At 33.3% G+C, this 23,576-nt stretch carries 23 protein-coding genes and 1 pseudogene; 4 read left to right on the top strand and 20 right to left on the bottom strand.

All coding sequences use genetic code 11. From position 1 onward, the window contains the following. Positions 1-186: pseudogene (locus Q0P94_RS08130) on the top strand (hypothetical protein); the annotation flags it as partial. A gap of 103 nt (positions 187-289) precedes the next feature. Here Q0P94_RS08130 and Q0P94_RS08125 read toward each other — a convergent pair. The 4 genes from Q0P94_RS08125 to Q0P94_RS08110 form a co-directional block, all read right to left on the bottom strand. Next, positions 290-1,735 carry a type I restriction endonuclease subunit R gene (locus tag Q0P94_RS08125; RefSeq protein WP_295115499.1) on the bottom strand — a complete coding sequence of 482 codons (1,446 nt, stop codon included), beginning with the start codon at positions 1,733-1,735 and terminating at the stop codon, positions 290-292. Positions 1,736-1,798: 63 nt separating this feature from the next. Then, positions 1,799-2,857: a restriction endonuclease subunit S gene (locus Q0P94_RS08120; RefSeq protein ID WP_295115497.1), complete on the bottom strand. Its 1,059-nt coding sequence runs from the start codon at positions 2,855-2,857 to the stop codon at positions 1,799-1,801. Continuing rightward, entirely contained in the window at positions 2,847-4,649 is a 1,803-nt protein-coding gene (locus Q0P94_RS08115) for a class I SAM-dependent DNA methyltransferase (protein WP_295115495.1), read from the bottom strand. The genes Q0P94_RS08120 and Q0P94_RS08115 overlap by 11 nt, the downstream gene beginning before the upstream one ends. Positions 4,650-4,787: 138 nt before the next feature. Then, positions 4,788-6,095 carry a DNA cytosine methyltransferase gene (locus Q0P94_RS08110; RefSeq protein WP_295115493.1) on the bottom strand — a complete coding sequence of 436 codons (1,308 nt, stop codon included), beginning with the start codon at positions 6,093-6,095 and terminating at the stop codon, positions 4,788-4,790. Between the two features lie 159 nt (positions 6,096-6,254). Between Q0P94_RS08110 and Q0P94_RS08105 the strand changes: the two genes are divergently transcribed. Continuing rightward, positions 6,255-6,419 carry an AbrB/MazE/SpoVT family DNA-binding domain-containing protein gene (locus Q0P94_RS08105; RefSeq protein WP_295115491.1) on the top strand — a complete coding sequence of 55 codons (165 nt, stop codon included), beginning with the start codon at positions 6,255-6,257 and terminating at the stop codon, positions 6,417-6,419. An 11-nt stretch (positions 6,420-6,430) separates the two neighbouring features. On the opposite strand, the gene Q0P94_RS08100 is transcribed toward Q0P94_RS08105, so the two are convergent. The 16 genes from Q0P94_RS08100 to Q0P94_RS08025 all read right to left on the bottom strand — a co-directional run bounded on the left by Q0P94_RS08100 (position 6,431) and on the right by Q0P94_RS08025 (position 20,633). Beyond that, a complete protein-coding gene (locus Q0P94_RS08100; RefSeq protein WP_295115489.1) occupies positions 6,431-6,697 on the bottom strand; it encodes a transcriptional regulator in 267 nt (88 codons plus the stop codon). 8 nt (positions 6,698-6,705) lie between these two features. Continuing rightward, a complete protein-coding gene (locus tag Q0P94_RS08095; protein WP_295115487.1) occupies positions 6,706-7,773 on the bottom strand; it encodes a hypothetical protein in 1,068 nt (355 codons plus the stop codon). Between the two features lie 3 nt (positions 7,774-7,776). Further along, complete coding sequence (locus Q0P94_RS08090; RefSeq protein WP_295115485.1) at positions 7,777-8,823, bottom strand: Ig-like domain-containing protein; 1,047 nt, start codon at positions 8,821-8,823, stop codon at positions 7,777-7,779. Continuing rightward, positions 8,824-9,960, bottom strand: coding sequence for a hypothetical protein (locus Q0P94_RS08085; RefSeq protein WP_295115483.1), 1,137 nt, complete (start codon positions 9,958-9,960; stop codon positions 8,824-8,826). 5 nt (positions 9,961-9,965) lie between these two features. After that, positions 9,966-10,955 carry a hypothetical protein gene (locus tag Q0P94_RS08080; protein WP_295115481.1) on the bottom strand — a complete coding sequence of 330 codons (990 nt, stop codon included), beginning with the start codon at positions 10,953-10,955 and terminating at the stop codon, positions 9,966-9,968. A gap of 3 nt (positions 10,956-10,958) precedes the next feature. Then, positions 10,959-11,612, bottom strand: coding sequence for a collagen-like protein (locus Q0P94_RS08075; RefSeq protein ID WP_295115479.1), 654 nt, complete (start codon positions 11,610-11,612; stop codon positions 10,959-10,961). Further along, complete coding sequence (locus Q0P94_RS08070; protein WP_295115477.1) at positions 11,612-12,208, bottom strand: hypothetical protein; 597 nt, start codon at positions 12,206-12,208, stop codon at positions 11,612-11,614. Before Q0P94_RS08070 ends, Q0P94_RS08075 begins: the two co-directional genes overlap by 1 nt. After that, on the bottom strand, positions 12,205-12,462 hold the full coding sequence (locus Q0P94_RS08065; RefSeq protein WP_295115475.1) for a hypothetical protein: 258 nt from the start codon (positions 12,460-12,462) through the stop codon (positions 12,205-12,207). The genes Q0P94_RS08070 and Q0P94_RS08065 overlap by 4 nt, the downstream gene beginning before the upstream one ends. Before the next feature lie 24 nt (positions 12,463-12,486). Beyond that, entirely contained in the window at positions 12,487-12,738 is a 252-nt protein-coding gene (locus Q0P94_RS08060; protein WP_295115473.1) for a hypothetical protein, read from the bottom strand. After that, positions 12,728-12,898 carry a hypothetical protein gene (locus Q0P94_RS08055; protein ID WP_295115472.1) on the bottom strand — a complete coding sequence of 57 codons (171 nt, stop codon included), beginning with the start codon at positions 12,896-12,898 and terminating at the stop codon, positions 12,728-12,730. The genes Q0P94_RS08060 and Q0P94_RS08055 overlap by 11 nt, the downstream gene beginning before the upstream one ends. Continuing rightward, a complete protein-coding gene (locus Q0P94_RS08050; RefSeq protein WP_067044172.1) occupies positions 12,895-13,086 on the bottom strand; it encodes a hypothetical protein in 192 nt (63 codons plus the stop codon). Before Q0P94_RS08050 ends, Q0P94_RS08055 begins: the two co-directional genes overlap by 4 nt. A 65-nt stretch (positions 13,087-13,151) precedes the next feature. Beyond that, positions 13,152-13,928 (bottom strand): hypothetical protein, encoded by a 777-nt coding sequence (locus Q0P94_RS08045; protein WP_295115470.1) that lies wholly within the window; start codon positions 13,926-13,928, stop codon positions 13,152-13,154. A gap of 1 nt (position 13,929) precedes the next feature. Further along, on the bottom strand, positions 13,930-15,120 hold the full coding sequence (locus tag Q0P94_RS08040; protein ID WP_295115468.1) for a hypothetical protein: 1,191 nt from the start codon (positions 15,118-15,120) through the stop codon (positions 13,930-13,932). 403 nt (positions 15,121-15,523) lie between these two features. Further along, entirely contained in the window at positions 15,524-17,422 is a 1,899-nt protein-coding gene (locus Q0P94_RS08035; RefSeq protein WP_295115466.1) for a BspA family leucine-rich repeat surface protein, read from the bottom strand. A gap of 879 nt (positions 17,423-18,301) precedes the next feature. Further along, positions 18,302-19,267: a hypothetical protein gene (locus Q0P94_RS08030; protein ID WP_295115464.1), complete on the bottom strand. Its 966-nt coding sequence runs from the start codon at positions 19,265-19,267 to the stop codon at positions 18,302-18,304. 64 nt (positions 19,268-19,331) lie between these two features. Then, on the bottom strand, positions 19,332-20,633 hold the full coding sequence (locus Q0P94_RS08025) for a hypothetical protein (protein WP_295115462.1): 1,302 nt from the start codon (positions 20,631-20,633) through the stop codon (positions 19,332-19,334). 338 nt (positions 20,634-20,971) lie between these two features. Here Q0P94_RS08025 and Q0P94_RS08020 point away from each other — a divergent pair, with 338 nt between their 5' ends. Further along, positions 20,972-22,732, top strand: a complete 1,761-nt coding sequence (locus Q0P94_RS08020; protein ID WP_295115461.1) for an AAA domain-containing protein — start codon at positions 20,972-20,974, stop codon at positions 22,730-22,732. Positions 22,733-22,866: 134 nt separating this feature from the next. After that, positions 22,867-23,019, top strand: a complete 153-nt coding sequence (locus Q0P94_RS08015; RefSeq protein ID WP_295115460.1) for a hypothetical protein — start codon at positions 22,867-22,869, stop codon at positions 23,017-23,019. Positions 23,020-23,576 lie beyond the last annotated feature (557 nt).

The raw sequence follows: 23,576 nt of genomic DNA, 5'->3' as shown, positions 1-23,576 counted from the left end.
TCAAATGGTAAGGATGGTTATACAAAGAGTTACGAACGCTTTGTGTTAAGAAAAGCTGGAGCAGAAGTGAAAGCCGGAGATGTTATTGAGATTTCTTTTGGAACAAAGCCTGTGAAGGTGCGTGTTTTAAATGTACAGGAAACTGTCAGAAAAGAAGACGCTCAGAATATGTATGAAGTTTTGTAACTTAATGTTGAACTTTTCGAAGAAGTTGTTATGTGTTTTGCATAGCAGCTTCTTTTTTTGCATACAATGAAGAAAGATTGTATGTGAAAAAAACGCTTCGCGGTTACGTTAGAATTTTGGTGTACGGGAGATGATTTAATTTAGGAAAAGTGCTTTCATAGCTTATTGGTACAGTTGCTCCATCTTCTACAGATTGAGTCATATCATATATGTCAATATAATCTCCAAATACTTCTCTTGTATTTTTATCAGCTCTTGAAATTGGAGTTCCAGTAAATCCAATAAATGTTGCATTTGGAAGTGCATTGTGAATTCTTCTTGCTGCACCAATTCTTATTTCACCAGTATTAGGATCAACCGTTTCTTCTAAACCGTATTGACTTCTATGTGCTTCATCAGATATTACAATAACATCATCTCTATCTGTTAGTGATTCATCATAATTATCAAATTTTTGCATTGTTGAAAAAAAGATTCCATTAGCTTTTCTGTCTTTTAATAAGTCTTTTAAGTTTTTCATGCTTGTTGCTTGTTTTGGAGTTTGTCTTAAAAAGCTACTGCATTTACTGAATTGCGAAAATAACTGTCCATCTAAATCATTTCTATCTGTAATAACAACGAATGTTGGACTTTCAAGTATTTGTTGTAGTTTATTAACATAAAATACCATTGATAAGCTTTTTCCACTTCCTTGAGTATGCCAGAATACTCCTGCTTTATGGTCACTTTTAATAGCTTTAACAGTTGAGGTTACCGCTTTATTAACAGCAAAATATTGGTGGTATGCACCAAGAATTTTAGTTTTAGTCACTGAATCGTTTGAAAAAACAATGAAATTCTTTAATATGTCTATAAATCTCTCTTTAACAAATATTCCTTCAAAAAATGTTCTAAAATCAGCCCATTGTGTTGTTTCATAACTTCCATCTGTTGTTTTCCATTCCATGAATCTATCTTCAGATGCAGTTATTGTTCCTGCTTTTGAAATTGACATGTCACTCATTACACAAAAAGCATTATAATTAAAAAGAGTTGGAATAACTTGCATATATTTTTTGAGTTGATTATATGCTTCAGATGTGTCTGTATCTTCTCTTGCAGGGGATTTTAACTCACATACCACTAATGGAAAACCATTTACAAAAACAACAATATCTGGTCGTTTAACTTCTATTTCTTCAACAGTCCATTGATTAATAACTGTAAATCTGTTAGAGCCCTCATAGTCGATTAATTTTACATGGGTAGATTTTTCTTCCCCATCTTTCCAATATGTTACATTTATACCATTTTGAAGATAATCCATAAATTTATTATTCTTATCTTCAAGTGAACCAATCCCAAAATCTTGAATTTCTTCAATAGCTTTATCAACAGCTTCTTTATCTATTTGATTATTAATCTGATACAATACATCCAAATCGTCCATAAAAAGAGGATTGGTATAATCCCTTTCAATATCTGGACCATAATAATGTTGATAACCTAAATTTTGGAACAATTCAATTAATGAATTCTCATATGCTTCTTCATTATAAAATGAAATCAAAACCAACCCCTATTATAAAATTGTTATAATATTATTTTTATATTGGGATACTATTAAATTTTTTTAAAAAACTTTTGCGAGATTATCTGCATATGGAAGTTGTTTAATATACTCTTCCATGAAGTTCCAATCTGGAGTATTATCCTCACAAACAGGTAATTTAATTATAGTATCTTCAATTAAATCTTTTTTAAATGCTCTACCATAACTATATTTGTATCTTTCTTTTTCGATAACCGTTTTAATAAATAATGCTGTATACATATTAATCCATTTAGCCCTACAAACTATAATATGAGCCCCAGTAGCAAACTTATCTTTTTGATAAAAAATAGTCGAAGTCGTATCACCTATAATTATAGCATTTCCTTTTTCAACTCCATCAGCTGTGTCAACAGACACATAACAATCACATCCATTATTTTCCTCAGTTCTACTTATAAATGGCAAATATGACTCTTTTTTTATTTCACTGATTTCCATTTCATCTTTTACATTCGCTTTTGAGTTATAAATCTCATCAAATAGATCACCTAACCTAAATTCGGCCCATTCAGTAGTATTCAATTTTAATTTAGATTCTGTATTGTTAGTAGTTAGTGATTTGATATTTAAAGATTTAATATAATTTTCCATAAATTCCCAATCAGGTTTACCATTTTTTGAAGGTAATTTCAATAAAGATTTCTTCATACGTGTTATGCCCCATTTACGCCCATAGGACCACCGGTATTTATCATGTTGAATCACAGTTGCTACAAACAATGCTGTATACTTATTAAATTCACCTTCAATTAAATATAAAGTAGTTACATCACTACTAGAAGCAAATTCTTTATCCTGAAAAAAAGCACACCCTACACTACCATTATTATTTACACAAATTGCATTGCGAGGGAATATCTTTTTAGATAACTCTACCTTATTTTTTCGTCCATCATTTGTAGAATCTATTTCATCGAGAGTATAAAATTCAGATACCCCATTATTTTTCCCAGTGGATGTCAAAAATCTAATATTGCCTTTTTCATAATGTTCAGGTTTTTTACTAAAAAATCCTCTTTTCATCTTAAACAAATCTTCAAATTTATACTCTTCCCAAGAGCTAAAATCAAGATTCATTAAGTTCCCCTCCTTTAACTAAAAAACCCAAATAATCATTGACCGTTCTTTTGAAATCATCATCAGATAAAGTAGTATAATCCGTTTTCATATAAGCTTCACATAACCATTCATCTTCATCAGTTACTTTTTGAGTTACAGATAATCCATCAATAGATTTTCGATTAATATAAGAATCAATCCACTTTTCTTCAATAGCTGCCCATTTGCCTTCACCAGTGACATTGTCTATTTGTTCTACTCTACCAAGATTTTTCTTTTTCTTAAACCCATCATCTTTATAATACCCAAAAAATGTATTTCCACTAGAAGAATGTTTTATACCTGTTTTAAAAACCATGCAACATGCTGAAGCTGAAGCTCCTGGGAAAAAAACATCACCAGGCAATGTGAAAACAGCATCTAAAGCATTTTCTTCAAGTAATTCCTTTTTAATATCTTTTATTACACTACCATTACCTATAGCACAAGCAACTGGGAGTAAAACTGCTATAGTGGCCTTAATTTTATTTTCATTGAGAGTTTTAGCAATATATTTAACAAAATACATCCCTTTTGATGGATCATAAATAGTATTATTACCCCATGTTTTTGTAAATTCCTCAGGTAAATGTTTTTTTTGACCATTATATGGAGGATTCATCAAAATAACATTAGGTCTAGCCTCTATTATTTTATCTTTAAGTTTATCATCAAAACAACTTCCATTATATATATTTGAATTTCCATCACTATGAATCAACATATTAGTTGTTGCTAAACCATAAATATTTTCATCATATTCAATTCCAAAAATCTGTTCTGTCTTAACCATCTCTTCTTCTTCAAGAGTATTGCAATCATCAATTGCATGAGTCATAGCCCTCACTAAAAATGAACCAGAACCACAACAAGGATCTAAAATAATTGAATTTTTGTTTACGCCAGAAATTTTAGACATAAAATCAGTTATATGATCAGGAGTAAAAGCTTGGCTTTTATCATCTTTTCCAACGTATTTATTGAAAGTAACAAAAAACAAGTTCAATAAATCTTGACCTGCAGTGCTTTTATCATTGATAAAAGGAACTATATTATCATTAATATCATTTAAAATCTTTCTCCAGTCTGCTGCACTTAAATCCCTCACATCTTGATTTTTTAGAACATTTACTTTTAATAATTTTAGCTTAGTTGCTTTATTTTCATCATCATCCAATAAATCATCCAGAATTTCTTCAATTCCCTTGATAATTTGTGATGCTGAAAAATCAGAAGATTTATATTTCAAATTATTTTTTAATGCTAATAAACAAGTTCCTACAAATTGACTCCTTAATTTTTCAGAAATCCCATGTTCATGCAATAATCTATTCAAAGTATAAGTGTTCTGCATAATCTTTTCTTTATCATTAACTCTCAAATCAAAAAAATCAACATATTCATTCATTGTTCTTAATTTTTTTTCACTATTTAACAGATTTTCAGGAGCTACCTCACCCTTCCAAACTTTAATATTATCATTTATAGTATTTGCGAGTATAGCAATAATTTTGTTCCCAGTTAAATTTTTTTCATATTCAACATAAGCTGAAAGTTGGTTTTCTGCATCTTTATCTGCATTAAAATCAACTTTAGTTTCAATTAAAACTGAAACATCATTTTTTACAAATCTAATATCTAATTTTTCAAATGTTCTACTCTCTCCAATGGGTATAAATTCAAGACCATTCTTTTTATAAGCTTTTGGATAACTATATTCATCATTTTCAATATTTGATTCTAAATACTCTGTTCCTACAATATTTATCATTTCAACACGTTTGATAAAATCAACCCCTGCAAAAATCTAATGATAATTTTGCAATTTATAAAATAAATAATTATTTAAGCTAAAAAATAATTATAAATGAAAATTCATTGAAAAAAAATAGTTATTATTTATTTTTATCTACTCAATAACTTTTAAAATTTCTTTAGCTATGGCTTTAGCCAATAATGGTGGAACTGCATCACCCACTTGGAAGTATTGAGTAACATTGCGTCTTCTACTTCCATTAGTAGTTCTTCTGCCTAAGAATTCAAAACTGTCATCAAAAGATTGCAATCTGGCAGATTCCCTAACCGTTAATGTTCTATTTTCAAAAGGAGAAATATTATCCTCAGGAATTGATACAATAGTGACTGAAGGTTCATTTCTATCTAATCTATTTTTCATGATCTTCCTTGTTAACAGCACATCCAATAATTCGTCATTAACATCGGCATTTTTAAATTTTGATATGATTTCATTTTTAGTCAATGTAGAATTGTCTTGAAGATGCTCCAATAGTTTAGGCTTATCAGATAAATCAATGCCCTCTGCCTTAATCCTATTTCGTAGATTAGTGCCATTTTCACCCTCTTCAAATAAAGAAAAACGTTCTTTTACTAAGTCAAAATGCCTGGGGAAATCATTATTGGTTATTTCATTTGATGCTATTGGATTGCCATCAACGTCAGGTGTTCTGCCCCTAATCGAATCTAATTGATATTGGGATGGCACCGGATTGACTTTATCTTTAACGTTTTCATCCTGTATTAAATCGCCAATTGCGTCTTGAACAGAAACAAAGTTATTTTCATCATGTGTTGGTCTTGGATACCTTGGAGCCATCATGCCCTTTTTGAATGCCATTACTATAATCCTATTCCTTCTTTGTGGAACACCATAATTAGCGGCATTGAGACATCTTGGATTTAACATGTCATATCCGATTAAATCCAATTCCTCTTCCAGGATATCTGGAACAACATTGCTGTCATAAATATCTCCCTGAAGACCTTCAAAATCATTAAGTTTCAAGTCACAGAATCCCTCTACACTCTTTAAAACAACATAATCCGGTTTAACTTCATCAATTACTCGGACATATTCTTTAAATAATTTGTTCCTCGGATCATTGGCATTTCCAGCCCTGCTGAATCCCTGACAAGGAGGGCCTCCAAAAATCGCATCAATATGAGGCACTTCCTTACCTTTAAAAATTTCAAGATTGGCAATTGATTCATTTATTAAATCCCCAGTCAAGTCTTTTATGTCCGCCAATTCAAAATGAGTATTATAGCCTTGTATCAAACCTAACTGCTTATGCCTGTTTATGTAAGTTTTCATCACATCCTCATTAATATCGCTTGAAAACAAAATATCGAATCCTGCTTGGATGATGCCTTCACTCATCCCGCCTGCACCTGAAAACAAATCAATTGCATATGCCATATTTCTTACTCCTTTAATATCCTATTTACTTTACTACAACAACAATATAAAAATTATGTTTAATCATTAATATGATTTTAATGTTATTTAAATGTTACTTTTTAAACTACTATGACAAGACCATAAATGTTATTTACATTAAAATGAATAATACAAATTATGAAAATAAAAGAAGAAACAAAAGTTAGAAATCAAGGGGAAATTTCACTCATTACCACAATACCAAAAACCTATGTAAAAGCATTGGATATTAAATCCGGCGATACAATAGAATGGACACTCAATACAGAAACAGAAACATTAGAATTAAAAATAGTTAAATAGCTATTAATCACTTATTTTAAATTTTTAACTATCTCATCACCTTTATCAGTTAATCTGTACAATCTACCTTTTCTAACTTCTGGATTAATGCATTCAACAAGTTCATGTGCTTTCAATTCCGCTAGAACTTTTGAAATATGATTTGGCCTAATCTCTGAATCCTTAGCAATTACTGTCGGTATTTTAACATCACCATCTAAAGATTTCATTACTTTCGTCCTATATTGTGAGATTTTCACATAGCTCATTTCTTTTAACATTTCATCTGACAATTCCATACTATCACTTATGAACTTCTTACAAAATAAATTGTGTCATCATCATAGCTGCTTAACGCATCATATGCTGCCTGTGTCATGAATCTGAATTTACCGAATACGCCATAATCCACGCCCATGTATACTGGCCCTGTTGATTTTGCTAAATACATTTGTATGCTTCCTGAATGTTTCAATGGAATTACACTGTATGAATCAAGAGATTCTGTTTCCCAGGAACTGCCGTTATATTCTTTGATGGCCAGTACGGAGCTTGTGACAATAGCTACACGATAACCTGCACTAACTCCTGTCGGTAATGTGTTTGTTGTTCTTATTTCATCGACTGGCAATTTCCATCCAGCTTCCTCATCACTACCTACGCCAGTATCACCTTTAGGCCCTCTATCGCCTGTGTCTCCTTTAGCGCCTGTATTTCCAGTATCTCCTTTAACACCTTGTGGGCCGGTATCTCCGGTATCGCCTTTAGGGCCGGATGCACCAGTGTCACCTTTGTCTCCTTTTATGCTTCCTACGTTTTCCCAAGCATTATCAAGCCATACATAAAGAGAGCCGTTTACTAAATAGCTATCGCCGTCATTGCCGGTTGGATGTGCGTTTATTAATTCCTGGTAAGTATTATACGAGCCTTTAATAGTAGTGCCCACACCAGTAGCTCCAGTGTCCCCAGTCGCCCCGGTCGCTCCAGTATTTCCAGTAGGTCCTGTGTCTCCAGTATCGCCCTTAGGTCCTTGTTCTCCTTTTTGTCCAGTTGCTCCAGTCTCGCCCGTGTTACCTGTATCACCTTTCGCACCAGTATCGCCCTTATCACCTGTATCACCTTTAATCCCTTGAGGACCGGTGTCCCCAGTTTCTCCTTTCAGTTCAGCTAATTCTTCAGGTGTGAAATCATCATATGTGAATGCATCACCTGTATCTCCTTTAGGCCCGGCCGGTCCAGTGTCACCGGTATCGCCTTTTAAAGCTGCCAATTGTTCTGGTGTGAAATCATCATATGTGAATGCGTCACCAGTAGCTCCTTTAGGCCCGGTATCACCAACGACCCTGCCAATTTCTATCCATTCTGTATCTGGCATTTTTTATTCCTCCTCATGTGTCCATGGTTCAATATATACGCTTTCCCATTGGATGTGTCCTCCAGCATCATAAATCATCATTGCTGGATAGAAAGTATCGAATGTTATCTTATCGCTTATGTCTGCTTCATATGTGAAATCATTTGTACTTCCATGCCTTATTGTTGCTTTAACATATCCATTATCATAATACAAGTCAAAATAATACATCTGTGAATCCAAAGTCAATTGTCCAGTAGTAACATTAACATCACGTACGACATGGTCGGATGTTGAATATTTCAATCCTTTCTTGCCAGGATATGCTCCCAATTCTAAGATCTTTGTATCCCTATAATGGCTTAATGATTTTGAATTAACTAATGCTATTGCATCTCCCCATCCTTGATTGCTGTCCTTTTTCTGAATAAGGCCTATTTCAATATGTATTCCATTGGTTGCATCAATACCGTTAGAGTATACCTTAGGTATTGCCATCACTACACCGGCGGCTGATGTTGCCTTTGTTAAGTTATAATATTCGCTGTAGCTCACTTCCACGACTTCGAAGGTATGGGAAATGTCTGAAGGATATTTGACTATATCATAATCGCCTGTATTGTAGTCCCAGGCATAATCTGAAAATGACGGGAATATGGGAACTTCAAAGCTCCAGCTGTCGCTGCCTTTACCTGCATATACTGTTCCGGAAAATGTTGAACCAACTTCCCCAACCGTTAATGTTACTGTAGCCACTCCATCATTACCGCTTACGACGTTATATGTTTGTCCTCCTGAAACTATTGTTACAGGCATTCCGGAAATAGGATTATCAGTTGACGGGTCTGTTATTGTTGCTCCGACACTAACTTGCGCTCCCGGATAAATATCACCGGATGAAGGCGTATTGAAACTGATATCAGCATATATCAGATTCCATCTTCTCACCAATTGTATTACGCTGTCTGAATTGCTGTAGTATATACTATTGGCTGTTAATTTCTGCCTCATCAATGTTCTTGCTGTTCCGAGTCTGTTATTTTCCTCAATGACATTACTAGCTATGCTCATTTATATCACACCTGCACCGTAGAATCTAAAGTCCCTATATGAGTATTGATCGGGCATGTTGAAGATTATTGAAGGATAGCATGTTCCTGAAGGAAAGCCATCCCTTGAACAGTTCCAGTCCCCATGCCTTACAAATTGTGTAGGATACTCTACCGTTGGGTCATCAGTGTATTCATCAATAACACATGGATGGAATGCCCAAGAACAATCTACGACATATAATTTTTTATTTGGAGATTCTGGATTTCCATTGGTTTGTGTTGACATGTATTCATTATTTTCAAAACACTGGACATAGCCCGCACTTCCTGTTCCGTCTCCATACCAATACTTGCCTGCACCACCCAATCCAAAATTAGCCCATGAATCAATATTGAAAGCCATTCCAAGCGCGATGAATCTGGTTTTAGTATCATTGCCCAAGTCAGACGCTATCATGAAAAACTTATGGCCGTCTAATGATGATTTGGTATAGCTTCCAAGGCCAGGAAGTTTAATTCCAAAATAGTTTCCTGAATATCCACTATGAGCTTCTATTACTATATCATCTTGTCCTGGCTCATCATCGTCAAAACCCATTACGTCAAAGCCAGAACTGCCACCTACTCCATTGGCACTGAATAAGTTACTTTGTGCAGATGACCAGCTTAAATCAGAACTGTTGATTGCTGTTGTACAGTATACTCCATAGTCGCCTCCAGAAATGTTTCCGTTTCTGGCCTGAACATAGAAATATCCTTTATCATTAGGCATAGGCACATTAACATTAACACTGCCGTTACTGCCTGTTGTTACTGTTCCTAAAGAAACTGGATTGGGATAAGTAAACTCATCTGGATCAAGTCTATATACAGTAATAGCTGCATTTGGCATAGGGTCTCCGTGATTGTCTGTAGCTGAAACAGTAGCTATTAAGTCACTGCCTGTTGAGAATTTATCGACAAGGTTGACTTTAATGCTTGCCAATTGTGGAACCGGCAATTTTCTAATCAATGGAATTACACCGTCACATTCTGTATATCCAATTTCTTCTTTTGTTAGAATATCCCTTAAATCGTTTCTGCATGTTGTTAATCTTGAATTCATTGTCTGTTCATTAGTCAGGACCTCAGAAAGGTCGGGAGGGGTGAAAGTCATGTTAATCAGCTCCCAAGTAAATTCAAGTTTGAAGTTTGAGTGGATGTTATTGTTCCGATAGCCGTTTGGATATTTTCAATAGCTATAGCTACCGGTGCGTTTTTAATGGCGTTGGTAGTGTCTGTTGTATCTAGTGAACTTGCAAGATTAACAGGGCCAGTATCTCCTGTATCTCCTTTTTGGCCACTAGCTCCAGTATCACCTTTCGCACCAGATTCTCCAGTATCTCCTTTAACACCTTGAGGACCAGTATCACCAGTATCACCTTTTAATCCTGCAAGTTGTTGCGGTGTGAAATCTTGATATGTGAATGCATCACCAGTATCGCCTTTAGGTCCAGCAGGACCTGTATCTCCAGTATCACCTTTCTCACCAGATGCACCGGTATCACCAGTATCACCAGTATCACCTTTCTCACCAGATGTTCCTGTATCTCCTTTGGCTCCCTTCAAATTAAAGTATTGGTCAACTAATGCTTTACCATCAACCACACATGCAATATGGCATAAATTATAATCATTTCTTGTTATTACCCAATCTCCAAGATTTACTTCAGTTGCCCATGCATTATCTGCTAATAAATCAGCTACATAAAACCCACCATACAATGTAGGTCTAGCGGGACATTCTGTTGAAGATAATGAACTATTCCTATAACCATCACGCAATAATATTTGAGCGCCTGCCTTACCAGTAGCTCCTGTTTCTCCAGTATCTCCGTGAATACCTGTAGCTCCGGACATGTCTGTTATGAATGTGAATTCAGAATTTCCTCTGAGATATAATTTAGCGTTATCGGGATCTTCAACGTTAGATTGGATTGCAACAAAGCTTCCGTCTGGAACGTTAGCAAAGTCAGCTTCCATTAATGCTATTGTTGCGTATGTTCTATAGATTGTGAATGGTGCTCCAGCAGGACCTGTTTCACCAGTAGCTCCTTGAGGTCCGGTTGCTCCCATTTCACCTCTTAAGTTTCCAACATCTCTCCAGGTCATTTCTTATTCCTCCCATACATAAAGTTCACCGTCAATTAAGTAAGCATCCCCTACCTGAGGATTTGGAACGTGCTCTTCTAATTCTTCAAGACTACTATATGAACCTCTGATTATTGTTGATATTCCGGCAGGGCCAGTAGCTCCTGTATCTCCAGTATCTCCTTTTTCTCCTTTTTCTCCTTTAGCACCACTAGCTAATTTAAAACAATTAACATAATGGTATTCATCAGAATCTTCCACTGGATGTAGTGATAAGTATTCGCCTGAAGAATCTTTAACGGCTCCGTTTTCACCTAATTTGATTTTATCTGCCGGTGAAATATCTGTAACGCCACTGGCTAGTTTGAGTCTGTATAGTTGGCCTAACACTAACACACTAGCTTTTCTTTGGCCGTTATCCATTACTATTGGGTCATTAACGACAATACCGATTGGTATCTCATCATTACTGCCAGTATATTTCTTGACCATTTCTTTTCCGATTTCTGACTTGTCTGAGATTGTAACAGTATCTTCAGGATATAATTTGTTTGTATAGTCATAGCCTATGCTTTGGCCTGTTTCTGTAACGACGTCTTTTGATGTTACATCTCCATCATCGAGTAAAAATGTTGTGACTTCTTTTCTTTGTTCCAATAAAACTATTTGGTCATGCATTAAACACTCACCTCATATATGTGATTGCCTTTAACGTCTGGATTGCATTTAATATTCATTCCGTATTTTCTAGCTTCTGTGCAGAAATACAAGTCCTCTGACAGTACTGTGTCATTGCCGTAGATTACGTATTTGAAATATGGATATGGCATTTTTTTGAAGACATTAACATTAACGAGAGCGATTCCTAAGCCACCGCCTTTAATGTCAAATGGATTGTTAGCTTTCCATAATGTTTCGCCATAGATCATGTTCTTGTCAGTAAAATCTTTTCCAAAATCAAAGATGACAGTTTGATCTGTTGTGGTTCTTTTCTTGTAGTACCAACCTAAAGCAATGTCAGTTTCACATTCCAATAGTTTATTGATTGTTTGTCTAGGCACATTAACGTCTGAATCTATCATTAACACATAGTCAAAGCCATATTTAATTGCTAATTTAGCTATTTCGTTTCTTGCACGTGCACAATCATATCCTTTCACATAATCAAAATACAAAAGGTAATCTTTAGGATTTATCAGGTTGTAAATGCTTTTGAAGCATTCCAGTTTGATATTTTCGAATGTTGGAACGGCAATTAGGATTTTACCTTTCACTTCTTACCCTCCAACTTTTCGATTCTATCTTCAAGTTCATTCAAATTAATCTGGTCTTCACGCTCACATCTATATTCATAAATGTCAATTAGTGCGACAATGACAATGGCTAATGCAAATGGCAATAGTCCTTCGATTAAAGCATACTTTGTGGCGTTGGTCATTATGATGTTGATAGCTATCGCTGTTAAAACGGCACTGGAAATTGTTTTGGTAAAGTTGCAAATAAATATCTTCTTTTTAATTTTGTTCATGATAACAATATCCTCCAGAGAAGCCTATTGTTTTTCAGGATAACCCAAAACTCTTTTAGCTTTCTGTTTTGCGTCTTCAACATCTCCTTCGCCTCTTATCCTACTTGCATAATGACTAGCTACACCTAACACTATCATAAGGATACAGTAAGGAATGGTATTCTCGCTGATACCTAACGCTTCTGAATATAACATGACAATTGGAATGACAGTGACCAGAAATGAAGTCAATATGTCAATATCCTTTCTATTCTTTTCTAAGAATTCATAAATCATTCTTGTTTACCTCCTCTTCATAATCTTTGTATGTGTGGCTTAGAATAACGCCATCAACGCAAATCTTTTCTTCAGTTCTGTAAACCTCTTCGGCGTTTTCTTCTATGTTTATCCAGGATTCGTATTCTTCTAACGTTTCAAAGTACTTTATGTATTTCATTGTGCCTCCCAAGTTATTGAATAGTATAAGATTCCATCTTCGATTTTAAATGATATTATCGGTTTAACAGCATAAGGATAACCGCTATCGACGTATCTAGTTCCATTCCAGTAAAACCAATGGCCTGTTGAAGCGTCAATGTATGGTCCTTTATTTTCCAAAGTTCCTACGAGTTTCCTTATTGTCATGTTATAACCTCACTTTAATATTATATATTTTATTATGTAATTTATTATATATTTTATTATCTATTTTATATAAGGTATATATCTTTGCCATCATCACAGCCATCCCATTCCATATACAATTTGTTATCTTCCCAGACAAATCGTACATCATTTACAATAGCTACATCGGGAAGCTCACAATATGTTACTCCATCTGCATCTTTAACATAATTGGCCTGTGCCATGATGTTTGATTCTGAAGGTATGATCATATTAACGACATGAGTTATTTCATCCTGTTCAAATGAGCAGTCTCCAAGATCAATACAATTCTGAGATTCAGGATACATTTCGATTTCTGACATTTGCCTATAAACTCTAATGTACTGCGTATCCTCATTTTCCGTTAGATTAACGATTGAAAGCAGTCTTAAATCATGGCCTTGAACGGGATTGCATTCACCATCACTGTCAATGTAGATTCTGGTATTCGGCAATATATCTGTGGGTGCTGGCCTTTTGAGTTTCAATCTGAAGACATCACCTAATACGGCCACAGCCACTAAAGTTAATCCTGAAGTCTTGACCTGCACTTTACCTAACAGATATCCGAAAGCAAGTTCGCCTGCTTTGGCTTTTCTGACTATTGTATGTTCCATTGTGGATGATTCATCCAATGTTACCATTTCGCCTACTGCACATTGGTCAGAACAAATCCAAGCTGTATGCTCTTCATTAACATAGCTTCTCTCTCCCTCATCTAAAAGACAAGCTATTACATCCATTTTCTCTGAATGTTCCAATCCTGTTGGATATCCACGGCCATGTCCAATTGTTGAGTTTACATCATAATCAATTATCATTTTAAAACACCCAATCCCAATTCTTGTTAATTATTTTATCTGGAATGTGAAGTCCAGTATCTTCCATGTCATCATCATTAGCGTCCCACATTAACGTTGAGCCCCTGTAGGCCTTAGTGTATTCATGGCTTCCTTTATATAATCGAATGCCGGTTTTGGTTCTTTCCGTTACTGTTACCTGTGGAATTCCATTAGCTCCAATTATTGGTGATGGAAATATCAATAGCCATTTTAGATCAACATAATTGAAATCTTCAAATTCAGTTGTTGCATAAAATGTTGGAGAGATCTCCACTTCAGCGAAATTATTGTCATAAATTTTAGTTGGATTGTTTCTGCTGAAACCTTCTAAATAATCACTACTGGCTGAAAAACCATTTCCCACTCTTCCATGAATATGGTACTGTTTGTAACTTCCTTCATCATCACTGCTACTGTTGTAAGCGTCCCATGATGAAACCTGAACTAATGTTTTAGCCCCGTTAAACATTAAATAGTTTTTGTTACTGCCTGCCCAGTTAAGAGAAGTAACTTTTGTGTCAACCCCATAGGTTGTGAGACTTCCGTCAACCTGCATCATGACACTTCCCATTGTTGAACCATAATATGTTGCATTGTCATTAACATCAACATTACCTCCAATTCTTTTAAATCTTGCAACAGTAACACGATTGTTTGATAAACTACTTCCAGATGCAACTGTTGTAAATAATGAAGTTGGAGAGCTTCCATCAAGGCTTGGAACAAATCTAACTCTGAGAAATCTTCCACCATCTGTTGAGTCATTGTTGATACTTAAACCTGAGTAGTTCATGAAAAAGTTTGAGTATGTATCAGAGTTTGCATCAAACATTAACACCTCATTACCAGTTGTTAAAGTGCTTGAAAATGTTGTTGAAGTATCATGAACATCCAGCAACAGTTTTGTGGTTTGTGAAATCTGACTTACCGGAACTCTAACGAGAATGGCTGCGCCTTGAGATCCGTAAGATGGAATGTATAAAACCTGACATTCGGTATTGTTTTCTGTTTTGATCTTTAGATTTTTCAAATCACTTCTGAATAAATTGGAGTAAGAACTGCTGGCTAAATTATCCAAGAAGATATAATCATAGCTGGATGAATAGCTGCTGCTCCTTTGGTTGTAATTGCTCATGACAATATTGATTTGTAATTTTTTCTGCAATGTCATAATTAATATTTTATTATCTTCTTTATATATATTATATAATAAAAAAAGTAATATTGACATTAACATTAACGATTCAATATTCAGATTTTGTTTTCCCATACGCTTTGATATATATGCAAGGGTTGAAACAAAATCAACATTAACATTACCTCCCCCCGTTAATATGAGATGTGATTCATATAATTAAAATTAGAAACTTGATTTTGATTTAATTAACATTAACGTTAACATTAACGATAGCAAAACTTGATTCAACATTAACATTACCAGTTGTTAATGTGAAAAAAATTGAAGAAATAAATTCTAAAAAAGTTTGTAGTGAATGTTTCTCCGAGAAACATACGTTTCAAATAATATTAAAAAATTAAATTATTGACAAAACCCTTAATAAATTTTAATCTTATTAATTTCTTTTTATATTAATACTTCCACAAACTGGACAATATTCACTACCTTGTGGAATATCAGAGAAACAATTTTCACAATAATCAAAAACACTATTTGAAATTTCATTTTTTGGAGTTTTATCAATATCTGCTAAAACAGAGTCATCAGTTATTTTTAAACATTTAAAAGATGTTTTACAAGTAACTTTAAAACCATCTACTTTATACCTATCATCATTAAAAACATCATCTCTATCTACATTAACACTATAAGTACCAAAGATATTAGATTTATTTTTTAGATTGTCAGTTCTAATTTTATCGATACCATTAATTTTTTCTAAGTTTTCACAACCTGCAAACATATCTTCCATAGTCTTAACATTTCTTGTATCCCATGTTTCAAGCCCTGAAACTGTTTTCAAAGACACACATCCTTTAAACATAGAATTCAAATCTTTAATATTATTAGTTACATTCTGTGCAACAATTGCTTTAACATTTTTAAACCTATTCCCACAATCTGTAACTTCAATTGAACAAGTTCTTTTATTATCCAAATAATAATCATCATACTTTTCTGAACTTTCAATAAATTCTGAGAAATATTTACTATTTAAATTAGTGTATCTTGAAACATTTTCACTAATATAAATAATAGAAGAGATATCTTCAACATCATCCCAATTAGTTAAATTTGTACGATCTTTTAATATTATCAGAACATCGAAATCTTCAAGATTATAAATGCTTGAAGTTGTAATGTTAAATGATTCAAACATCTTTAAATCAACATCATAGTAATTAGAACTATTTTTTACAAACTGTTCCATGTTCTTTTTTTGGTTTTGGATATCTATGGCTTTTTCAAGATAGATTTTGAAATCTGATTTAGAAGAAAACTCTTCATTGTCCAATTTTTTCATAACAGTATTGATTATTTGGGGGCTATTTGTTTTTGAAATATTTTTAATAGCTTCACGGCGAATATCCTCATTAGAATCCGCTTTAGCGACATCCATTAAAAAAGATTCATCATTAATCATTTTAATAGCTTGTTTTCGCACATTATCATCAGGACTCATTTTAGCTATGTCCTTTAATTTGGACTCCTCATTAATCCTAGAAATATTTGATTTAGATGTAAATATAATTGAATTTGGATTTAAATCTTTAATACAATCAATCGCTTCACGACGAACCCATTTTGAAGAATGATTTTTAGCAATATCTATTAAAAAAGATTCATCATCAATCAATCCGAGAATAAATCTGCAGTCATCAGCATCATCACCCCACACAGAGTCCTTATCATCAGAACGAGCAACAGCCTTATGGGCAATATCGACCAAAACAACTTTATTTTTAATTTTTTTAGAACATTCAAGACGAACATTACTATCAGAATCTTTCTTAGCAACATAAGATAAAACAGATTCATCACTAATCTTCTTAACAGCTTCCTTACGTACATCACTATCAGAATCTTTCTTAGCAACATAAGATAAAACAGATTCATCACTAATCTTTTCAACGGCGGAACTACGAACATAGCAAGATTCATCATATTTAGCAACATAAGCTAAAGCAGATTCATCACTAATCTTCTTAACAGCTTCCTTACGTACATTACTATCAGAATCTTTCTTAGCAACATAAGATAAAACAGATTCATCACTAATCTTTTCAACGGCGGAACTACGAACATAGCAAGATTCATCATATTTAGCAACATAAGCTAAAGCAGATTCATCACTAATCTTCTTAACAGCTTCCTTACGTACATCACTATCAGAATCATTTTTAGCAATATCAATCAATATTTTTTCATCATCTAATTTTTCAACTGCTTCTAGTCTTACTTTCCAATCTTCATGTTTCCATTTTGGTGTTCTTAATTTATCAAATAGTCCCATCTTAATCCCCACTATAAATCTTGTTACTATGTCTGCCGACATTAACTTAAATAATTTTCGTACATGCATAGTTGAAAAGTAAATTGTTTTTTAATACCTTTGCCGTTAATGTAATACACACATCATTATATTGCATGTAATTAATTTTGATTTGATTTAATTAACACTAATGTTAATTATTTGATAGGTTACATTAATTGGAAAAATAGTTGTTGCGAGGATGAATTAGGAATTTTCAAGATTAAGCGACCTTGCCATACCGCACGTTATAAGCGAGCCAATTCGCCCCCACCATAACCATGCCGACCCTATGCTGACCAACGGGAAGCATATGTGGAGGGCATGGTATAGGTGGGGGTGAATAGAATTGGCGAGCATATATTAAGAGGAACCGACACCTGTTGTCGGTTCCGTAATTCACTCTAAAGATAAAAAGAATAATAATCAATGCATCCCGATGTTCCGTCCGACCATAGATCGGACTGGACGCCTTGAGCGTAAGCGAAAGGCCATACTATAGACCTAACAATATTGGTCATGTTAGGTTCCGAGGAACAGGGGCTTGTCCCCTGTTCCGAGTTCATGGATTTGGCATAGATAAGTTTGTCAAATTTAAGAACCGACCCTTTAGCGGTCGGTTCGAGGGTTAAGTTTTTAAACTTGATTAATTATTGCATTGGCATTCGTGGATAATTAAAGGGGGGCTTGTCCCCCCTTAATTAGGCATTAAGGGTTTCAATGCACGATTTGCCCCACTAGGTGAAATATGAACATTAATGGAGAGTGAAAACACATCAAAACACCCTCCACAACTAAACAACGAGCAATTCAATGAATAAATACTAGCTCCGGTGGAAAAGTAAGAAAACACCATCATAGCTAGATTCTAGTCCTATTGAATCCCATATCCTTTAAGATTTTATTATATTCCTCACGAGTCGTAAAGGAAGGCGCATCCTCATCTCCAGTGCTGCCGGTTTCGCCGATCTCACCAGCATCTCCAGAGTTTGATGGATTTCTTCCTCCAGGTGTTGAACCATCATTACTAGCTTCAATTTTAATTCTTCTTTCAGCCAGCTTTTCCATTAATTCCATATCAACGTCACCAGACAATAGCTTATCTATTATCTCCTTATCCTGCTGATTCTCATTATAATTAAAGTTGTACTTAGCTTCGTACTCTTTTATTTTCCTTTCATTTTCAGCTTTTCGCAGTTCAGATAACTCCTTTAAGATATCATCTTTACTATCTATAAATTCCTTATTCTCTTCAATAGCTTTTTTAATCTCTTCATATTTTTCAGATTCTTCTTTTAAAGTTTTAATCTCTTCCTGAAGCTTTCCGATTTCAGCATCCTTACCTTGCAATTTCTCCAAAAGTAAACTAGTAGCTACATTAGTGTCTTTACTTGGAGGTTGAGGTTGAGGCTGCGGTTGAGGAGCAGGTTCAGGATTTCCAGCATCGCCTGCATCTCCAGCTATATCCGAATTCAACAAGGTAATTTTTCTAGGGCTTTTAGTTACACCAACATCTATCAAACTCATAGTATCAATTCCAAATGAATCTCCATTATCTTTCAATAAGACATCAACTTTAGGAGAAAGGCCTTTTCCTTCCATATCCAGTTCATCAGGGATTTCAATGAATAGCTTACCTTCTTCATAGCTTATGTCATTTCCAATGCCAATATAGATCTTATCGTGTTCTTCAGTTAGTGGAATTCCTCCACGATAGTTTTCAGCTATTAGCTTTAAATCCTCTTCACTCCATATAACAGGTTTGGTTAACCTTTCGTCCAGGTCGGAATAGTCATATGATCCGACTTCAAAAAGTTCATGCCTCATCATTATCACATTTTTATTATATTAATTATTATATTATTTATTACTTATTTTATATAAATCTTTATTATATTTCAGTACCTCTTTCACTAACAATTCTCTCACCGACAGGCTGTTCCTCTTCAAAGTTACTGAGATAATTCTTATAGATTTCATCACCTTCAGCAGAAAGCTCCATAACATACTTAACAACATCATCTCTTGAATAGCTTAAGTAAACATCATAAGTTTCTTTAATGCCCATCAACTCCATCTGCCTTTTCAATAATTCATTGCAGTGTTTCAAGACCCATTTCTGGTCATTAGCTACATTAACGATGAATCCAGTAATGGCTGAATCGTTAATGTACTCGGCCACGTTCTGGTTAGACCTTTCATTACCTGCCTGAGATTGCGGAGTAACGAATGTCCTTAAAATATTATTTCTAAAGATTTCAGTTTGCCTAGTATAGTCAGACTGGTAGTTGTTACCCCCTAAGATTTTAGATTCAATTCCTGGAGGCACAATAGCTACATTACTTCCTGCAGTAGTTCCATAATCAGCATAAAGATTTTCCTTAGCAGTGGATGAAAGCTCAGTAATGTATGGCTGACCGTTTGCATCCATTGCAGGCTTGACTTCAATAATATTATCCTTATTAATACGCTCTACCTGATTTCTTTCGAGATTACATTTGTGATAGATATCATCCAAACAATTTAAGATAATGCTTTGAGCTTCAGAATAGATTTCATTATACATAAAGTTAATAACCTCATCTGGTTCATATTGAACCGTTAATGTTCCCTCTTCAACACTGACGAAGTTATTGAACTCTTCAGGACTTCCATTAACAACATCCTTAGGCATTTCATGAAGGTATAGCTGCACTTCATTATCATCATTAAACTCTTTCTTAAGACCATAGCCAGTTGCACCGATTTCTAAAAATATAGGTTTAATGTATTTGCCAATGTCCTTGTCCCATCGCTCTACAGGTTTAATAATACCTTCACCATCAACCATTCCTCCCTGCAGGATATTTTTAGCAACTTGGCTGATGTCGATTTTTCTTGCCCACAAGATCAAAGTCAATTTCTGTTCAGCTGAAAGCTTGTTGTCCTTGTCCACCAGGACAATATTAACATTAGCTTTATCAATTCTGTTTTTCAAAATACCTGAAGTATAACCATCAAGCTTAACAGCATATCTAGCATTAGCTATAGTTTTATTAATCACAGGAGGAAGGGCATCAATTAAATCAAGACCAGTATTGATTCCATCAGTTCTAGGCTGCCTTTCATCCTCACCCCAGTAACTACGCTTAGTATTGTACTGTTCCACTCTATTATTCAATAATCTTGTTTTAATATAATCAGCAATTCCCATATCATCATCCTAACATTTTTTACATATACCTATTATATTTTTTATTATATTATTTATATAAAATAAGTAATAAATTATGTGGTGGGACAACAAACAACATTATCTCCAACCAACCATATTGTTCGTATAAAAACGAAAAATAATTATACTCGTTTAACATATGTATACGTAGTGATGAAAAAGATATTAACCAAAACAACCCCACCCCAAGAAATAGAAATAGAAATAGAAATAGAAATAAAAAAATAAATGCCACAAGTTAAAGAAAATCCTAAAATAACCAAGATTTATTAGTTTAATTTATTTTAAACTATAAGTCACAAGAAAAAAGAGGAAATATGATATATAGCTACTACAATTTAGAAGAAAATCTCCATAAAGACGAAGATGTTAAAGAAGAAATTGAAAATCTTTTAGAACAAATTGAACTTGAGAAAAAGATAGTAAAAGCAAATATGATTACTGAAAAGACCCAGATGGATCCCAAAGAAAGAGAAAGAGAAGGGAGAGCCATCAATAATTTAGTATTCAGCGAAAAACGTGGGCGAAGATATTCTACTGGCCTTAAATTCACTAGAAAAGAAAAAATTAGAACAGAAATAAAAAAAGGCGACTTATGTGTACTAACAATAAACGATGAAGAAATTAATTGTGAAATTGGCAACATAACTTCTAATTCCGTTATTGTATACACCGATGAAAAAATTCCTAAATTAGTTAAAAACAATATAGCAAAAATTGATTTAATGCTTAATGAAACAACATTTAGAAGATGGGAAAAGAATTTAATGAATTTAAATGAAAGTGGTAAAAATGCTTTGAGATTTAAATCAAATAGAATAGCGACTAAAGATTATAACGAAAATAAAAAAATTACCTTTTATAATAACAAATTAGACAAATATCAAAAAAAAGCCGTTAGACATGCAGTTAATTCCGAGGATTTTTTCTTAATTCATGGCCCATTTGGTACAGGAAAAACTACCACGATTATTGAACTAATTCTTCAAGAAGTAAAATCAAATCACAAAGTATTAGTCACTAGTGAAAGCAACACTGCAATAGATAACATTCTTAAAAAATTAAGAAAGCATAAGAAAATAAATTTTACACGTGTAGGCGCTTCAGACAAAATACCTAATTATTTAAGGCAACATACTCTTGATAATAAACTGAAAGAATATCTGGAAGATAATGAAATTAATGATATTGAAAAACTGGAAATTGAAGAAGAAATATTGAACCATAGCCAAGTTATCTTAACTACAAACTCTTCAGCAGGATCAATAACGTTAGCAAATATTCAATTTGATATTGCTATCATTGATGAAGCATCGCAAGCCACAATTCCAAGCGTATTACTACCAATTAACAAAGCAGAAAAATTTGTTCTTATAGGTGATCACAAACAGTTACCACCAGTGGTTTTAAATAATAATGCATCAGTTCTTAAAACTTCATTATTCGAAGAACTCATTACAATCCATGAACATCAATCGCAAGAATTATTAATTCAATATAGGATGAATGAAATCCTCATGCTATTCCCAAATATGAAATTTTATGGAAATAAATTAAAATGCAGTGAAAAATCCAAAAATTATTATTTAAACTGTGGCGTTCTCGAAAAATATGATTCCAGCAGTCCTTTAGTATTCATTGATACATCAAAACATAAAAATAACAAAGAAAACAGATTAGGTTACTCAAATTCCTACATAAACAATTTAGAAATTGAAATAGTTTTAGATATTATTAAAATGTATCTTGATAAAGGAATCAAACAAAAAGATATTGGAGTAATATCTCCCTATGCAAATCAAGTTAGGGAAATTAACAAAAAAGCAAATGTAGCGGTTAAATCTGTGGATGGATTTCAAGGTGGTGAAAAGGAGATTATAATAATATCCCTAGTAAGAAGTAATGATAATAAAGATATTGGTTTTTTAAAAGATATGCGAAGATTGAATGTTTCATTAACCCGTGCAAAGAAAAAATTAATTATTATCGGGAATAGAGAAACATTAGAAGGTAATAAAGATTATAAAGAATTTTTAGAATTTTGTGAACAACTTGGATGCATCTCAATTTTGGATTAATAATTGAAATTTAGAGATTTTGACATGATTACTTTTTGAAGTGTCATGTGCAATAAATCTTCAATAAATCTGGAATAGATTTGGAACAAATTTTGAAGATTGATTTAAATACAGATTTTTATAAATTATTATTCATGGCAATTTTAAATATTGAAGTTTTAAAGAAAATAATTGAAAATGTACCTGAAGATTATGATGTTGAATTTTATAATGGCACTACCAATGTTCCGCTTAGTGACAAAGTAGAAATTGATGTTAGTGGCAAAAGGATATTATTCAAATCCTAAATATTTGAATTTTGCAATATCGTAACATGAAACTTTTAATCAAAATACTCCATCTAATCTTCACATTAAATTTTTTAATGCTAATCGAATTTTTATAAAAGTAGTTGATGGTCATATAATTTCATCCTACTGCAGAAAAATGAAAATATTTAATTAACATGAGCTCGATAAAAAGTAGTGTTGAGAGAACATAAGTATGACAACTTTCGCATGCCCTTTCATATAATACCTCAATTATGTTAATTAATAATATTTTACTTTTTTAAATTATATATAAATAGCTATTTTATTATATTTAAAAAAAACATCACATTAACATCAATTCTTAAAAAAATTTGTATACCTACAAAAAGTTAATACATTATCTTTATTAATTCTTTTTTCAAAATTCCATAATAATCATCAGTTTTGCATCTTCCTAATGATTAGATTATTTGTAATTTTATTTATATAAAATAAGTAATGGAATTTATGAGAATAGAAAATATTTAATTATTATTAGTTCTAAAAAAGTAGTGTTAAGAGAACAAAAGTTATACAACTATCACATGAGTTTT

The sequence above is a fragment of the uncultured Methanobrevibacter sp. genome (assembly GCF_946184425.1).
Taxonomy (GTDB): domain Archaea; phylum Methanobacteriota; class Methanobacteria; order Methanobacteriales; family Methanobacteriaceae; genus Methanocatella.
The sequence above is the reverse complement of the archived record's forward strand: the minus strand, read 5'-3'. Positions and strand labels throughout refer to the sequence as shown.

Excerpts from the sequence above, each read along its gene's own strand:
- Q0P94_RS08120 (WP_295115497.1), bottom strand. The coding sequence starts at position 2,857 with ATGAATCTTGATTTTAGCTCTTGGGAAGAGTATAAATTTGAAGATTTG.
- Q0P94_RS08115 (WP_295115495.1), bottom strand. The coding sequence starts at position 4,649 with ATGATAAATATTGTAGGAACAGAGTATTTAGAATCAAATATTGAAAAT.
- Q0P94_RS08110 (WP_295115493.1), bottom strand. The coding sequence starts at position 6,095 with ATGGCATATGCAATTGATTTGTTTTCAGGTGCAGGCGGGATGAGTGAA.
- Q0P94_RS08105 (WP_295115491.1), top strand. The coding sequence starts at position 6,255 with ATGAAAATAAAAGAAGAAACAAAAGTTAGAAATCAAGGGGAAATTTCA.
- Q0P94_RS08100 (WP_295115489.1), bottom strand. The coding sequence starts at position 6,697 with ATGGAATTGTCAGATGAAATGTTAAAAGAAATGAGCTATGTGAAAATC.
- Q0P94_RS08095 (WP_295115487.1), bottom strand. The coding sequence starts at position 7,773 with ATGCCAGATACAGAATGGATAGAAATTGGCAGGGTCGTTGGTGATACC.
- Q0P94_RS08090 (WP_295115485.1), bottom strand. The coding sequence starts at position 8,823 with ATGAGCATAGCTAGTAATGTCATTGAGGAAAATAACAGACTCGGAACA.
- Q0P94_RS08085 (WP_295115483.1), bottom strand. The coding sequence starts at position 9,960 with ATGACTTTCACCCCTCCCGACCTTTCTGAGGTCCTGACTAATGAACAG.
- Q0P94_RS08080 (WP_295115481.1), bottom strand. The coding sequence starts at position 10,955 with ATGACCTGGAGAGATGTTGGAAACTTAAGAGGTGAAATGGGAGCAACC.
- Q0P94_RS08075 (WP_295115479.1), bottom strand. The coding sequence starts at position 11,612 with ATGCATGACCAAATAGTTTTATTGGAACAAAGAAAAGAAGTCACAACA.
- Q0P94_RS08065 (WP_295115475.1), bottom strand. The coding sequence starts at position 12,462 with ATGAACAAAATTAAAAAGAAGATATTTATTTGCAACTTTACCAAAACA.
- Q0P94_RS08060 (WP_295115473.1), bottom strand. The coding sequence starts at position 12,738 with ATGATTTATGAATTCTTAGAAAAGAATAGAAAGGATATTGACATATTG.
- Q0P94_RS08055 (WP_295115472.1), bottom strand. The coding sequence starts at position 12,898 with ATGAAATACATAAAGTACTTTGAAACGTTAGAAGAATACGAATCCTGG.
- Q0P94_RS08050 (WP_067044172.1), bottom strand. The coding sequence starts at position 13,086 with ATGACAATAAGGAAACTCGTAGGAACTTTGGAAAATAAAGGACCATAC.
- Q0P94_RS08045 (WP_295115470.1), bottom strand. The coding sequence starts at position 13,928 with ATGATAATTGATTATGATGTAAACTCAACAATTGGACATGGCCGTGGA.
- Q0P94_RS08040 (WP_295115468.1), bottom strand. The coding sequence starts at position 15,120 with ATGACATTGCAGAAAAAATTACAAATCAATATTGTCATGAGCAATTAC.
- Q0P94_RS08035 (WP_295115466.1), bottom strand. The coding sequence starts at position 17,422 with ATGGGACTATTTGATAAATTAAGAACACCAAAATGGAAACATGAAGAT.
- Q0P94_RS08030 (WP_295115464.1), bottom strand. The coding sequence starts at position 19,267 with ATGAGGCATGAACTTTTTGAAGTCGGATCATATGACTATTCCGACCTG.
- Q0P94_RS08025 (WP_295115462.1), bottom strand. The coding sequence starts at position 20,633 with ATGGGAATTGCTGATTATATTAAAACAAGATTATTGAATAATAGAGTG.
- Q0P94_RS08020 (WP_295115461.1), top strand. The coding sequence starts at position 20,972 with ATGATATATAGCTACTACAATTTAGAAGAAAATCTCCATAAAGACGAA.
- Q0P94_RS08015 (WP_295115460.1), top strand. The coding sequence starts at position 22,867 with ATGGCAATTTTAAATATTGAAGTTTTAAAGAAAATAATTGAAAATGTA.